The organism is Marinovum sp. J2-8 (genome assembly GCF_055808435.1).
The window spans coordinates 52,343-67,010 of sequence record NZ_JBVVRZ010000010.1; the positions used below are offsets into that span (position 1 = coordinate 52,343).

General features: G+C 61.0%; 14 protein-coding genes. 1 reads left to right on the top strand and 13 read right to left on the bottom strand.

Going from position 1 to position 14,668, the window contains the following annotated elements:
- Nucleotides 1-9: 9 nt before the first annotated feature.
- Entirely contained in the window at nt 10-741 is a 732-nt protein-coding gene (locus AC0L4F_RS20890) for a GntR family transcriptional regulator (protein WP_244691307.1), read from the bottom strand.
- An 84-nt stretch (nt 742-825) separates the two neighbouring features.
- Here AC0L4F_RS20890 and AC0L4F_RS20895 point away from each other — a divergent pair, with 84 nt between their 5' ends.
- The gene (locus tag AC0L4F_RS20895) at nt 826-1,599 is read left to right on the top strand and encodes an amidohydrolase family protein (RefSeq protein WP_244691308.1); all 774 of its coding nucleotides are present in this window, start codon (nt 826-828) and stop codon (nt 1,597-1,599) included.
- 102 nt (nt 1,600-1,701) lie between these two features.
- On the opposite strand, the gene purU is transcribed toward AC0L4F_RS20895, so the two are convergent.
- The 12 genes from purU to AC0L4F_RS20955 form a co-directional block, all read right to left on the bottom strand.
- Complete coding sequence (gene purU / locus AC0L4F_RS20900; RefSeq protein ID WP_244691309.1) at nt 1,702-2,586, bottom strand: formyltetrahydrofolate deformylase; 885 nt, start codon at nt 2,584-2,586, stop codon at nt 1,702-1,704.
- 181 nt (nt 2,587-2,767) lie between these two features.
- Entirely contained in the window at nt 2,768-3,883 is a 1,116-nt protein-coding gene (locus AC0L4F_RS20905; protein ID WP_244691310.1) for an ABC transporter ATP-binding protein, read from the bottom strand.
- Nucleotides 3,883-4,377 carry a carbohydrate ABC transporter permease gene (locus tag AC0L4F_RS20910; protein WP_244691381.1) on the bottom strand — a complete coding sequence of 165 codons (495 nt, stop codon included), beginning with the start codon at nt 4,375-4,377 and terminating at the stop codon, nt 3,883-3,885. The genes AC0L4F_RS20905 and AC0L4F_RS20910 overlap by 1 nt, the downstream gene beginning before the upstream one ends.
- A 2-nt stretch (nt 4,378-4,379) precedes the next feature.
- Nucleotides 4,380-4,943: an ABC transporter permease family protein gene (locus AC0L4F_RS20915; RefSeq protein ID WP_244691311.1), complete on the bottom strand. Its 564-nt coding sequence runs from the start codon at nt 4,941-4,943 to the stop codon at nt 4,380-4,382.
- The gene (locus tag AC0L4F_RS20920) at nt 4,936-5,904 is read right to left on the bottom strand and encodes a carbohydrate ABC transporter permease (RefSeq protein WP_244691312.1); all 969 of its coding nucleotides are present in this window, start codon (nt 5,902-5,904) and stop codon (nt 4,936-4,938) included. Before AC0L4F_RS20920 ends, AC0L4F_RS20915 begins: the two co-directional genes overlap by 8 nt.
- 68 nt (nt 5,905-5,972) lie before the next feature.
- Nucleotides 5,973-7,238 carry an ABC transporter substrate-binding protein gene (locus AC0L4F_RS20925; protein WP_244691313.1) on the bottom strand — a complete coding sequence of 422 codons (1,266 nt, stop codon included), beginning with the start codon at nt 7,236-7,238 and terminating at the stop codon, nt 5,973-5,975.
- A gap of 51 nt (nt 7,239-7,289) precedes the next feature.
- Nucleotides 7,290-8,357 carry a Gfo/Idh/MocA family protein gene (locus tag AC0L4F_RS20930; protein WP_244691314.1) on the bottom strand — a complete coding sequence of 356 codons (1,068 nt, stop codon included), beginning with the start codon at nt 8,355-8,357 and terminating at the stop codon, nt 7,290-7,292.
- Nucleotides 8,354-9,367, bottom strand: coding sequence for a Gfo/Idh/MocA family protein (locus AC0L4F_RS20935; protein WP_244691315.1), 1,014 nt, complete (start codon nt 9,365-9,367; stop codon nt 8,354-8,356). The genes AC0L4F_RS20930 and AC0L4F_RS20935 overlap by 4 nt, the downstream gene beginning before the upstream one ends.
- Nucleotides 9,364-10,401, bottom strand: a complete 1,038-nt coding sequence (locus AC0L4F_RS20940) for a Gfo/Idh/MocA family protein (protein ID WP_244691316.1) — start codon at nt 10,399-10,401, stop codon at nt 9,364-9,366. Before AC0L4F_RS20940 ends, AC0L4F_RS20935 begins: the two co-directional genes overlap by 4 nt.
- Nucleotides 10,402-10,596: 195 nt before the next feature.
- Complete coding sequence (locus AC0L4F_RS20945) at nt 10,597-11,517, bottom strand: dienelactone hydrolase family protein (protein WP_244691317.1); 921 nt, start codon at nt 11,515-11,517, stop codon at nt 10,597-10,599.
- Between the two features lie 92 nt (nt 11,518-11,609).
- Nucleotides 11,610-12,923, bottom strand: a complete 1,314-nt coding sequence (guaD, locus tag AC0L4F_RS20950) for a guanine deaminase (RefSeq protein ID WP_244691318.1) — start codon at nt 12,921-12,923, stop codon at nt 11,610-11,612.
- Nucleotides 12,924-13,023: 100 nt separating this feature from the next.
- Nucleotides 13,024-14,637 (bottom strand): xanthine/uracil/vitamin C permease, encoded by a 1,614-nt coding sequence (locus tag AC0L4F_RS20955; RefSeq protein ID WP_244691319.1) that lies wholly within the window; start codon nt 14,635-14,637, stop codon nt 13,024-13,026.
- Nucleotides 14,638-14,668 lie beyond the last annotated feature (31 nt).

Consider the following 14,668-nt stretch of genomic DNA (forward strand, 5'->3'; position numbering starts at 1 on the left):
TTGTGGGTGTCAGCTGATTTCGCTGCGATAGCGGAAGCCCTCGGCGCTGCCGCTGGCGATGCGCCATTCGACGGGCTTGTCTTCGACATCAAAGGCGGTGCGGCAGATCACCGCCAGCGGATCACCCGCCGCGATGCGCAATTGTTGCGCCACCGTGACCGAGGCACGCCCAAACGACACCTCGTCGGTCGCGCGTTTTACCAGCACGCCGAAATGTTCAAAATAAGTGGGGTAAAGCAGCGGCCCAAAGGCGGTGTCCGGCAGGGTTTCGAACCCGACAAACCGCGTGCGCGGAATATAGATTTCCTCGAACAGCACCGGCTGATCGGACAGGCTGCGCAGGCGGACAATCTTGATCACCTCGCCGGTGCCAAGTGCCGCAGCCGCTTCGGTCGGGGCCTCGGCCGGGGTGCGCAGGATCATCTGGCTCTGCGGGATCGAAAGCGGCGCGCCTTCGCTGCCGCGCATCGGGAAGAAGCGAAACAGCGTGGCATTAAAGGATGGCGCCCGCATGTAGGTGCCCGATCCTTGCCGCCGCTCCAAAAGCCCCTCGCCCACCAGCCCGTCAACCGCCTTGCGCACCGTTCCGACGGAAACGTCGAATTCGCGTGCCAATCGTGCCTCGGAAGGGATCGGTTGATCCGGTGTCCAGTCGCCCGCAGCAATGCGGGCCGTCAACGTGTCGCGCAGCCGGACATAGGCCGGCAACCGTTCGTCTGTTGTCGCGAATCCAGTGCTCATCATCGTCCTCCCGGGAAAGCTTGTAAACGATGTTGACCCATACAGTCAACTAGTCATATATATGAATTGTCTTGGGAGGGCCTCATGATCCAGTTCGACTGTCACGCGCATGTCTATGAAACCGTCACCGCAATCGACGGCGCGAGGTATATTCCCGCCCGACCGGCGCCGCTGGCCGACTGGCTGAGTTATCAACACGCAAACGGGCTAAAGGGCGGTGTGATCGTACAGGTCAGTTTCCTTGGCACCGACAATTCCGAGATGTGTGCAGCGCTTGCCGGTCTGGACCGCGCGCGTTTCGCTGGCGTGGGCGTGGTGCCGCTGGAGGTGGGGGACGCGGAATTGGACCGGCTGATGCGCGCCGGCATGCGCGGGGTGCGCTGGAACCTTGTGCGCGGTGCAGATTTGCCCGATCTGAGCGCGACGCTGACCAGACAATTTCTGACAAAACTGCGTGCCCGCGGCCTGCATCTGGAATTGCACCTCGAAGGTCCGCGCCTTGCGCCGGTCTTACCGGCGCTTGTCGATCAGGGGGTGAATCTGGTGATTGACCACTTCGGCCTGCCCTCCGAACCGGACCCCCGCAATGATCCGATGATCCGGACGGTTGCCGACCTGCCCGACCGCAGCGCATTGCATTTCAAATTCGCCGCGCATTACCGCACGGGCTTTGACCTTGTGCCGCATGCAACAGAGCTGTTGTCCCAGCTGTCGAGCGATCACATCGTCTGGGGCAGTGACTGGCCCCATACCCAACATGAAAGCCGCGTCGATTATGCCGAGGTTTGCAGGCGCTTCGGGGATTGGGGCGACCTGTCGGACGGGATCGCCGCAAAACGATTGTATGGCATCGGCTGACCGTGGGGCTTGCGAAATCTCCGACCCGCGGGCGAATGGCGCGGCCCATGGACCGACCGGGGGACTTATGCCCCCCTTCGATGCAGTAGCGACAGGATCGGGTCAGCCCATCCGTTCAGAGGCATAAGACCCCGGTGACGCCGGGAAAACCACGGTCTTGTCCCCGTTCAGGAACACCCTGCCATGCACATGGGCGTGGATGGCGCGCGACAGAACCTGTGCTTCGACATCCCGGCCCAGCGACACGTAATCTTCGGCGGATTGCGCATGGGTCACACGGGTGGTGTCCTGTTCGATGATCGGACCTTCGTCCAGATCCGCCGTCACATAATGCGACGTCGCCCCGATCAGCTTCACCCCGCGTTCAAACGCCTGTTTATAGGGATTGGCCCCCTTGAACGACGGCAGGAACGAATGGTGGATATTGATGATCCGGCCTGACATCTTCTGGCACATCTGATCCGACAGGATCTGCATGTAACGCGCCAATACGATCAGCTCTGCGCCGGTGTCTTCGACCACCTGCATGATGCGGGCCTCGGCCTCTGGTTTGTTTTCCTTGGTCACCTTGATGCAGTGAAACGGAATGTCGGCGTTTACCACGACCTTTTGGTAATCCATGTGATTGGACACCACGGCGACGATATCAATCGGCAAGGCCCCGATGCGCGACCGGTAAAGCAAATCGTTCAGGCAATGACCAAAGCGCGACACCATGATCACCACTTTCTGCTTCACCGCCTCGTCAAAGAAATCCGCCTGCATGCCAAAAGGTTCTGCCACTGCGACAAAGGCCTCTTGCAGTTGCGCAAGCGTCCGGCCCTCTTCCGAATGAAAGCTGATGCGCATGAAAAAATTGCCGGTGCCCGCATCGTCGAATTGGGCGCTGTCGATGATGTTGCAACCCTGTTCCGCCAGATAGGCGGAAATGGCGGCAACGATCCCACGCCGCGAGGGGCATTGAACACGAAGGGCAAAGCTGGTCATGACATCATTCTTCTCGCTTGGGTCCGGTGGGCGTTGCCGCAGACCGGCAGGTTGGTCGATGGTTCCGGACCTAGGCCTGTTGGTCGGGCCTGACAACCACGCAGGCGCGCGATTGATGCCACGCGCGCAGGAAACGCGTGGCATTTGCGCAAGTTGTGACCGCGATCGGCCCGCCTGTTTCCTATAGAGGCACCTGGCCCGGTTCGCGCAGGGTCAAGGTGCTTTCGGTGTCAAACAGATGCACCGCCTCGGCCGCAAAGTTGAGCGCCACCTTGTCCCCCTGCCGCACGCGGGTCTGACCGGGGTTGTGGACGGTCAACCGGGTGCCATCCGCCAAGGCCCCATAGAGATAACTGTCCGACCCAAGCTGTTCGACGGCCCGCACCTCGAAATGGATCGCGCCCTCATCCGCGGGCTGAAGATCATTGGGCCGCAGGCCCAGTGTCACCCCCTGCCCCGCGCGTTGCGCGAACCCCTTCTGTGGCAAGCGCACAGTCTCGCCCGTGGCGAGCGTCAGCAAGGTCCGGTCGCTGGCATCCACATGACCGGTCAGGAAATTCATCTTTGGCGACCCGATGAAACCGGCGACAAACAGATTGTGCGGATCGTTGAACAGATCCAGCGGCGCGCCGAATTGCTCCAACTCGCCCAGGCGCAGCACCGCGATCTTGTCGGCCATGGTCATCGCTTCGACCTGATCATGGGTGACATAGATCATCGTGTTGCCCAGCCGTTTGTGCAGCGCCGAAATCTCGCCCCGCATGTCGACGCGCAATTCGGCATCAAGGTTGGACAGTGGTTCGTCAAACAGGAACACCCGCGGTTCGCGCACCACGGCGCGACCAATGGCCACCCGCTGGCGCTGACCGCCCGAAAGATCCTTTGGACGGCGATCCAGAAGCTGATCAATCTGCAACATCGCGGATACCGCACCCACCTTTTCGGCAATCTCTGCCTTGGCGGTATTGATGTTTTCCAACCCGAAGCTGAGATTCTGGCGCACGGTCATATGCGGGTAAAGCGCATAGGATTGGAACACCATGGCAAGACCCCGGTCGGCGGCGGGAATGTCATTCACCACCTCGCCGCCAATCACGATGTCACCGCCGGAAATCGGCTCCAGCCCGGAAATCATCCGCAGCAATGTGGATTTGCCACAGCCCGACGGGCCGACAAAAACACAGAAATCGCCATGCGGAATATCCAGGTCGATGCCTTTGATCACCTCGACCGGACCATAGGATTTGCGCACGTTGCGCAATTGAATGCCGGCTTGTTGTACTGTCGTGCCGTCCATTATTTGCCTCCTGTCGACGCGATGCCGGTCGCAATGTATTTCTGCAAGAACATGAAGACCGCCGCGATCGGCAGCAATGTCAAAACCGTCATCGCCAGAAGCGACGCCCAGTCGGTCTGCAATTCACCCTGGAACGAGTTCAGCGCAAGCTGGAGGGTGAAGTTTTCGGTGCGTGTCAAAACGATCAACGGCCAGAGGAAATCGTTCCAGCGCCACATGATCGCAAGGATCGCCAGCACCGCAATCGCCGGCGCGCTGAGCGGCACGATGATACGCCAGAAGATCTTCCATTCCGATGCCTTGTCCATGCGCGCGGCATCCAGAATCTCGTCCGGGATGGTGATCATGTATTGCCTGAGCAGAAACACCCCCGTCGGCGTCGCCGCGCCGGGAATGATCACCCCCCAGAGCGAGTTGAACATGCCCAGTTCCGTCACGATCAGGAACAACGGCACCAGCACAACGGTCTGCGGGATCATCAGCGTGCCAATCACGATCAACAACACCGACGTCCGCCCCGGAACCGATACTTCGACAGGGCAAAGGCGGCCATGGAATTGACCAGCAACATCAACAATGTCGCCGTGACGGTGATGAAGGTCGAGTTCCAGAAAAAGCGCAGGAAATTGAAACGTTCGAACAGTTGGGTGTAATTTTCGGTGGCGAATTTCACGGATTCAATCGCCACCAGATCCTGCGCCGGCAGGCGAATGCGGGTGCCGGGATCGCTTGGGCGGATCACCTCGGACCGGCAGGCGGCGCGCCGGGTCTGGGCAACGGTTTCACCGGCCACATCCAACTCGGATTCCTCGGACACCATGAACAGGATCAGCGGCTTGTCAAAACCATCGACCATCACGGTTTCCTGCGCATAGGGCAGGAACCGGGGCGGAAAGCGGTCCAGCTCATTGGCGGTCTTGAAGCTGGACATGACCAGCCAGAGCACCGGGCCAAACATCAACAGGATGCCAAGGAAGAGATAGCCATAGGACACCCAATCGGTCCAATGCAGCCGCCCCTTGCCGCGTGTGGCGGTGAGGAATGAGATTATGTTAGCCATCCACATTTCTCCTGTTGGCCCAAAGCTGCACCAGCGTCAGCACGATCAGCACCAGCGCCACCAGAAGCGAGGCAGCAGACGCCAGACCAAACAGACGCGGCGCGCCGGCAAAGCCCTCTTCGTAGATGTACTGAATGATGAATGTCGTCGCCGTGCCCGGACCACCGCCGGTAAAGGCATAAATCTCGTCGAATGTCTGGACGCCCTTGATCAGCGCCAGCACCAGAACCACCAGCATTGTTGGCGACAACAGCGGCAGGGTGATGCGACGAAAGGTGCGCCATGGTGACGCCCGGTCCATGATCGCGGCGTCATAAACGTCGCGCGGAATGGCCTGCAACCCGGCCAGCAGGATCAGAGTATAAAACCCCATATGCGCCCAGACCGAAATGAACACCGACCAGCCAAAGGCCCATTGCGCATCCACCAGCCAGTTGATGCCCCCCGCCCCGGTCCAGTCAAGAAAGGCGTTCAAAACGCCCTCGCGCTGCAAGATCCATTTCCAGATCAAGGCGACGACAACCGGCGACAACAGCACCGGAAAGAAGAACACAGACCGAAAGAACCCCCGCGCCCGGATATCCCGGTTCAGGATCACGGCGGTCAACAGCGAAAAGCCGACCATCACCCCGACCTGAAGCACCACAAACCAACAGGTGTTCCAAACCGCGCGCCAGAACTTGTCCTCGCGACAGGAATTGGGGTCGAGAAAATTCGAGCAATCCATCAGGTTTGCGAAATTCCGCGCGCCCACATATGGCCGGTCCGACAACAGCACGTTGTCGCCGCCGGTTGATGCGTAAAACATGTTCAGGATCACTGGCAGGAACGCAAACAGGCCGAACAACAAAAGGTTGGGAAACAAAAACACCCAAGCCAGTTTGTTGATCCCCAACATGCGCTGTAACGCCAGCATCGGGATTTCGATCACGCGCATGATCGGTGTCAGGATGTGCAGCATCGGCCCCTCCGAATTGGTTGGCCCCGCGCACATGTCGCGCGCAGGGCCCTGTCAAGGAAGAGTGCCGCTTACTTGGTTTCGGCCATCGCCAATTCCAGATCAGAGGCCGCGCGTTCCATCGCCTCGGCCACTGTCAGCTCGCCGACAATTGCCTGGCTCAGACGTTCAACCGTGATGCCGAACATCGCGCGGTTGCCCGCATAGCCCTGATAGGCAAAGGCAATCGGCGACACATCCGGCAGCGCCCCGGCAAAGCCGTTCAGCGCAGCCTGTGCGGCGGGCGATGCATTTTCGAACTCGACACCGGCGGATGCGACACCCAAATGGGCGGGCAGATTGCGGGTGCGTGCCGCAGCTTCGGCATACATTTCTTCCTGCGCAAGGAAGTCGATCACCTTGGCCACGATTTCGGGATGTTCGGTCTGTTCAAACCCGACAACCCCCGCGCCACCCGGCATGCCGGAACAGGCGCCTGCCGGACCACAGGGCGAACCGACGACCTGCCAGTCAAAGAAATCGCCAACCTGTTCGTCCATGCGGCCGACCTGCCAGGAACCGGAGTAGTAGAACACCACTTCGCCGTTGATGAATTCCTGCGCCGCATCGGCATAGGTCGCACCACCCTGGCTGGCCCAGACATCGCGCGCCATGGTGCCGTCTTCGTTCCAGCCGACAAAGGCCTCGGCAAAGGCATCAAAGCCGTCAAAAGATCCGTTGCCTTCGGCGTCAAAGTATTTGGCACCATAGGAAATCGCCGGACCCGCCACGCGGTGGCCCGAACGGTCCATCGCCATCGGGAAATCGGCATCGGTCGCTTCGACAACCGCACGCGATGCGGTGGCCCAATCATCCCATGTCGCGCCTTCGCCCGGCATGTCGACCCCGGCCTGTTCGAACAGGGTGGCGTTCACGAATGGCCCGGTAATGGTCAGCTGGGTGTGCAGGCCATAATATCCCTGACGGTCGCCGACGCGATACCAGTCAAGTGTGCCGCCAAACGAGCTGTCCCAATAGCCGGTGTCGATATACGGCGCGAGATCGAGATAGAATTTGTTCAACCCGCCAAGGTCCGTGACCTTTGCCAGATCCGGGCCGGTTCCAGCGGCCAGCTGCACCGGCAGGTTTTCCAGGATCGCCTGATAGGGCACCACGTCAACCACGACGTCAACGCCTTCGTTTTCGGCTTCAAAACGGCTCAGCAGGTCTTCGTAGACCTCGCATTCATTGCCGTCGGAATAGCACATGAAACGAATTTCCTGGGCCGAAACGGCACCCGCCGCCAGCCCCAGTACCGCCGCTGCGGCGGTTGTTTTCAGGATTGTTGTTTTCTTCATTTTAGGTTCCTCCCATTGGTCCCCGAGCTTGTCGAAATCACTGTCGAAAAATCAAGTGTCACCCTGCGGCATCCACCCCGTATAGCCATCAAAACTTTTGTCCAACGGCAGACGAATAACCTCCTGATTGCGCGCGGATGCATATATCGCGCTCACCAGTTCAATTGAGCTGCGACCCTCGGCCAGGGTCACCGCCCCGGCCCCGTCACCCTGCAACGCATTTGCAATTGCCGCAAGGAATCCTGCGAAGCCTGACGGGCCTTCCCTTACGTCAGACAGCACTTTGTCGACCTGATCCTGGGTCACCGGCGCGCGTGCCGTGAACGTCCAGATGTCCTGGGCCGGTTTATAGGCGGATGTGCCGCTTTCGGCGGTCAGCCCCGCAAAACAGAAGCGCAGGCGCGTGGTGTCATCACCCGCCCCCAAAGTGACCGAACTGGTGGCCAGCGCGCCGTTTTGCATTCGAAAACTCAGCGCGGCGCAATCCTCGGTCTCGATCGGATTCACCCGGGTGTCGGTGGCGGCAAAGACCTCTGCCACTGGGCCAAACACATGACACAACAGATCATGCGCGTGGATCGCATGGCTAAGAAGCGAGCCGCCGGCCTCTCCCTTCCAGGTGCCCCGCCAGGGCACGCCATAATAATCTGCGCCGCGATTCCAGTGGGTCTCCAGGCTGGCGACAAACGGCTTGCCCGTCAGCCCGGCATCCATCAACGCGCGCAGCTGGCGCATGGCCTTGCCGAACCGATATTGAAACACCGGAAACACCTGTTTTCCGGCCGCTTCAGCAGCCGCGCCCAGCGCATCCGCTTCGGCCAGCGACCGCACAATCGGCTTTTCACAGATCACATGTTTGCCCGATTGCAGCACCTTGACCGACACGGGAAAATGCAGATGCGGCGGCAGGCAGACATCCACCAGATCGACCGACGGATCGGCCAGAACATTGTTCAGGTCACCCTCGACCCGGATCGTGGCATCGTCACCGACCACACCCCGCGCCCGGTCCAGATCCATGTCACACAGGGTCACAACCTGAAAGTCCTGCGGCAGGGCGCGATAGCCTTCCAGATGCTCGGCCCCAATCCCGGCGCCGATAATGGCAACCCGGATCAAGTTTGCGCGCCTTCGGCCATCGCCTGGGCCTGAAGGGCAAGATCACAGACGGTAAACACATGGTCCTGCCGGTTGGCGGTTTCCGTTCGATTGCGAATGTCGTCAATCAACCGGCCAAAGAACGGCAACCCCGCGTCCGAGGCATCCATTCGTTCGCAGCGCGTGCCATTGACCAGGATCAAATGATCCGTGCCCTCATGGCCGACATCGACATATTTGCGCAGCTCGATATAGCCTTCGGTGCCAAGGATCGTAAGCCGCCCGTCGCCCCAATTCGGCAAGGCATCCGGCGTGTACCAATCCACGCGGATATAGCCGTGCCCCTTGTCGCTGCGCAGCGCAATTTCGCCAAAATCCTGCATGCCGGGATCATCGGGATTGTTGTAATTGGCGGCGCTGGCCATTGTGACCTCGGCGCTTTCGGAACCGGTGAAAAACAGGAATTGGTCGATCTGGTGGCTGGCGATGTCGGTCAGGATTCCGCCATAGGCGTTGCGATCAAAGAACCAATCCGGCCGCGTGGGCCGGTTGAGCCGATGCGGCCCCATGCCCAGCGTCTGAATCACCCGGCCAATCGCGCCGTCGGCCACCAGTTCGGCAGCACGGGTCACGGCCGGCACTTCGAACCGTTCCGAGAAATTCACCGACCAGATCCGGCCGGTTTCGGCCACCGTGGCGCGCAACTCGGTCAGTTGGTCCCGCGTGGTGCAGCCCGGTTTGTCGCTCAGCACATCCTTGCCCGCCTGCATCGCCTTGACCGCCCAACCGGCACGGTCACAGGGCACGCTGGCCAACAGGATCAGATCAATACTGTCATCAGCCAAAAGATCCTCGCCACGGGCGGCGCGGGGCACATCGGGAAAGCGTTTGACGAACCCGTCTTCGGTCTCGGGGTGGCCTTCTGTGGTCCAGCCGACAAATTCGGCACCAGCCGCAACCATATTGGCCGACATGCCATAGATGTGGCGGTGGTCGATGCCAATGGCGGCAAAACGAAGCGGGGAAGTCATTGGGAAATCTCCTCAATCTGGCCATTGCGGGCCGAACGCAGGGTTGCGTCAATCAGGTCATGTGCGGCAAGCGCCGCCTCACCGGTCACCACGGGCGCACGGCCCTCGGTCAGGGCGGCGGCGAAATCTTCGATAATGGATTGGTGCCATTCATGGGTAAAGGCCATCGGGTCCGCACCACCGCCGGTGCTGCCGGCCGCGCCGACCAGTTCTTCGCGGCCATCCCGCCACCGGATCTGCAATTGCCCAGAAGCAAGATGCAGGCTGGCGGCATCAAAATGCAGGGTGATGGACTCTGCCCCGCCCGGAAAGCTTGCGGTGCTGGCCACCATCGACCCGACCGCGCCATTGGCAAATTGCAGACCGGCGGTCACAAAATCCTCTGACTCCATTTGATGGAACCGGCTTGTCGCGGCCATGGCGCGCACCGATGTGACCGGCCCGGCCAGCGACAACGCAAGGTCAATGGTGTGGATCGCCTGTGAAATCAACACGCCGCCGCCATCGCGGGCATAGGTGCCCCGGCCCGGTTCGTCATAATAGCTTTGATCGCGCCACCACGGCACCGCAATCTCGACCAGACCCAGCGCGCCAAAAGTGCCGGCGGAAATCATCTCTGTCGCCGCGATGGAGGCCGCGCGCATCCGGTGCTGAAACACCACGCCAAGGGTCACACCCGCGGCGCGACAAATGTCGACCACCTCTCGCGATTCGTCGGCGTTTCGGCCCATCGGCTTTTCCAGAAGGATATGTTTGCCCGCCTCGGCCAGCGGGCGAATGACCTCGGCCCGCACATTGGGCGGCGTCAGGATGATGGCGAAATCGACCTCTGGATCCTGTGCCAGCGACATCACATCCGTGGTCGCGGCGACCGGTGTGCCCATCAAACGCTCGGCCTCGCTGGCCAATGACTGGGCCCGTTCCGGTGCACGGCCGCAGATCGCCTTCAGCCGCACCGCGTCACTGTCCGCAATGGCAGCGACATGGGTTCTGGCCACCATCCCGGCACCAATTATCACCGCTGTCTTTTGCATCGCATTCCCCCCAGAAACAATCACCGCATCGGCTAGGGTTCATTTGGTGGCATGTGAGCAGGTCGACTGTCAATCACTTGGTATACCAAACTTTGGCACGGGGTGCGGTCCGGCCATCTCTTTCAAAGGTCCGGGCCAATAAAACACAGGTGTTTGAAAGCTTTGTGACGTTTGTGCCGTCCTAGTTGCGCAGGCCTAGTCGCGCAGGGCCACCCGCAGGAAATCCAGCACGGCGGCGCGCATGGCCGGGGTTTCCTGATGGCCGAAATCCTGTGCCACATGGAACGACAGACGCTCTGGTGCACCCAAATTGTCAAAGGCGTTTTCGACATCCCGGCGGGCCAGCGCAAAGGCCTCTGGCGGGGTCGACCAATCCTGAAGCCCCACCGCAAATTGCAGCGCGCGCGGCGCGACCAACCCGGCGATCTGGCCGCTGCGCGCCACAGACAACAGCCCCGGAACATTCATATAGATGCCATGCCCGTCATGCGCCCCGCTGTCCACCAGCGTGCCAAGATCGGCAAAGGAACACAGGGCCGATGCGGCGCGAATACGCGGGTCCAGCGCCGCCAGCCACCAGGCAAGCGTGCTGCCCATGGAAAAGCCCAAAGCGCCAATCCGATCCTGCGCAATCACGGGCTGCGCTGCGAGGTAATCCACGCCGGCGCGCTGTTCCGCCAGCATTTGCCCGAACAGGGTCTGCCCCCGCCAGAAATGCGCCTTGGCGCGTGCGCCCTCGGCCGGATGCTGCCGCGCGCCGAAACAGGGCATTTCAAGACAGAGCGCCGCAATCCCCAATTGTTGCAGATCCGGCGCATATGGCCCGACCAGCGCCGGGCGCCCCTCGGTCAGCTCGTCCCGGCCCATCTCATAGCGGTTGCCGTGCGCATGGGCATAGATCAGCGCCGGAACCGGCGGATGACCATCGGCGGGACGCAGGAAACGGGCCGGGATGCCCTCGCCTTCTGAATTGGTGAACAACAGATCTTCCAGCAACCAATCCCGAAACCCCAGACGCCCCCGCACCGTGACCGATGTGAACCCTGGCCCCGGATACCCCGGCCCCAACAGGGCGGTGATCTGATCACGCAGTTGATCCGGGTCATGGGTTGTCATGGCGTCACCTTGGCTGGGAACATGCCGCGATGATGGCCCGTGCGCCGGGCAACGGCAAGTGCCGCGCGAACCGGGCAAGGACAAGCGCCGGGCTAACCGGCCATTGCCATGGCGGCGGTCTTCTGGGCCTTTCCGGCGACATAGACCTGATCAATTGCGCGGTCATCGCCCATGATTTGCAGGATGAACAATTCCTCGGAAAGGCTCTCTGCTGCCTCGGCCCGCAGGGCCATTGCATCGGTGGCGCGGCTGTTCAACACCACGACATCGGCCTCGGTCCCGACGTCCAGCGTTCCGATGCGATCCGCCTGCCCCAGCGCCACCGCATTGCCACGGGTGATCCAATGGAACGCCGCCAAGGGGTGCAGTTTCTGACCCTGCAATTGCAGCACCTTGTAGCCTTCGTTCAGGGTTTGCAGCATGGAATAGCTGGTGCCCGCGCCTACATCGGTGGCAATCGCCCCGGCAATGCCGCGTCCGCGCAACCCGACATCATCATAAAGACCACTGCCAAGAAACAGGTTGGACGTGGGACAAAACACCGGCTTGGCCCCGGTTTCGGCCAACACATCAATTTCGCGCGGTTCCAGATGGATGGAATGCCCCAGCAAGGCGCGTTCATGCAACAGCCCGTATTTTTCATACACCCCCAGATAGTCCGGCGCGTCGGGGTAGAGCGATTTGGTAAATGCAATCTCGTCGTGGTTCTCGCTCAGATGGGTCTGAAGGTAGCAGTCGGGGTGTTCAGCCACCAGCGCTCCGGCCATTTCCAATTGCTCCGGGGTCGAGGTGATCGCAAACCGCGGGGTGATCGCATATTGTGCCCGGCCCTGTCCGTGCCATCTGTCGATCAGCGCGCGGCTCTCGTCATAGCCCTGTTGCGGGGTGTCGGTCAGCCCCTCTGGCGCATTGCGGTCCATCATCACCTTGCCACCGATCATCCGCATATCGCGGCGCGCGGCCTCGGCGAAATAGGCTTCTGCCGATGTCGGATGCACCGAACAAAACGCGACGGCGCTGGTGGTGCCATGGGCAATCAGCTGGTCATAGAACCGGGTTGCCATCGCCGCGCTATGGGCGGGATCGGCAAATTTGACCTCTGCCGGAAAGGTGTAATTGTTCAGCCAATCCAGAAGCTGCGCCCCCCAGGAGGCAATGACCTGCACCTGCGGGAAATGGATATGGGTGTCGATGAAGCCGGGCAGCAACAGGTTGGGCCGGTGGTCGGTCACCGCGACGCCGGGGGCTGTGGCCGCGACATCGGCAAAATCGCCCATGGCCTCGATGACGCCGCCCGCCATCAGGATCGCGCCATCGGCAAAATAGCTATAAGCGGCGGTGTCGCTCTCATCCGTTGGGGCGGCGTGAAAGGTCAGAACCCGGCCACGCAAAAGGGTCTTGGTCATGGTTTGAAGCATCGTGATCGTCCGATTGAAACATGGTTGCGCGGGACATGAGGGGAGAAACCAAATGCCCCGCGCCTTGGCGGTCTTGGGGAAAGACCGGTTATTCGGCGGGGGTGCCTTGGCTGTCGCCCAGGGGTAATGCGTCTTCGGCCCGCTTGTTTTTGCCCCGCGTGTCTTCGGCCCCGACGTCGTCGCGGTGAAAGATCGGGTAGATGAACAGAAACGCCGCAACGATCGCATAGCCCATGGACACGCCGTTGAAGTCCGGCCAATGCAGGCTGGCACCGTGGATCACCCCAAAGAGCGACATGATGGCCGCGGCCAGCGCAAAGCCGCCGGCATTGCGGAACCGTCCGTCAATGACGCTGGCCACAATCGCGCCCCAGATCAGCCCGGTCAGGATCGCGCCCTGTGACAGCGCCAGATGCCCCTGATAATGCGCGCCCTGTTGCAGCAAGGCAGCGGTCAGTGCCGGGTCACCCAATTGCGGCAGCCCCTCGGCCCCCGATGCGCCCAGCGCGCCCATCAGCGAATTCCATTTCACCATCAAAAAGGCCGAGACATGCGGCATCATCGCAAAGGTGACGGCCGCCATATGTTCGGTCTTGACCGAATGCGCGGTGTTGGTGATCAGGCTCAGCGCCACAAACACCAGCACCGGCGCGGCGGCGGCCACCGGGATCAGGTTGTTCAGGAACGCCAGCAGGCCAAAGAACGCCGCCAGCGGGATCACCGCGCCCACACCAATGATATACCCGGCATGTGCGCCCATGCGTTTGTACGCCGGGTGGCCGATATAGGCCGTGGTCGGAAAGGGCGAGCCAAAGACTGCGCCGATCATCGTGCCGACGCCATCGGTGATCTGACAGGTGGCAACCGGGTAATGATCGCCTGCGGCCTCGGCGCTTTCGACGTTGTTCATGGTTTCGATGAAATTATAGATCTGCACCGGCACCAGCACGAGGAACAGTTCCGGGTTGTTAAAGAGGTGCTGGATTCCGATGATCAGGTCGCCAAAATAGGGCAGCGGCGGATAAAACCCGACGCCTTCGAAACTGAAGCTCGACTGCCCCAGCGCAATCGCCACCACGGTGCCGATGATCAGCGCCAGAAGACCGGCCGACATATTCCACGGCAAACGAAACTGCCCGACCAGCCCCCAAAGGATGATGATCAAAGAGGCAAATCCGACAAAGGGATTTTCGAAAACCGTGGCCAATGGCACGGTACCGATGAACACCAGCGCAATCCCGCAGAGCGTGCCCAACATGCCCGCGCGCGGTGTCACCCGTTTCAGCCAGGGACCGACAAGCGCGCCCATCCCGGCAACAATACCGCCCATGAACCCCGCGCCAATGCCGACCTGCCAGGCCAGCACCGGATCATTGGTGGCCCAGTAAATCGGCCCGATCACCCCGAAGAGATAGACAAACATCACCGGCGTCGAAATGCCATAAGGCAGCGCCGTGACATCACGACCGGCCTTTTCCGCCGCGCGTTTGGCCAGCAGCACATAGACCGCGATACCGGCCAGAATGGCCACGCCCGCGCCCGGTACGATACGGCCAAACACGATCTCGGCCGGCATCTGAAAGACAAACTGACAGATCCCCGCCAGCACCATCAGGTTGATCAGGTTGTCGGTAAAAAGCGCCCAAAACGCGCTGAAATCGCTGCGGTCAAACAGCCTGTAGGTGTAACTCGCATCCCGCATCGGGATCTCCTCCTTGTTGGCATCTGCCGCA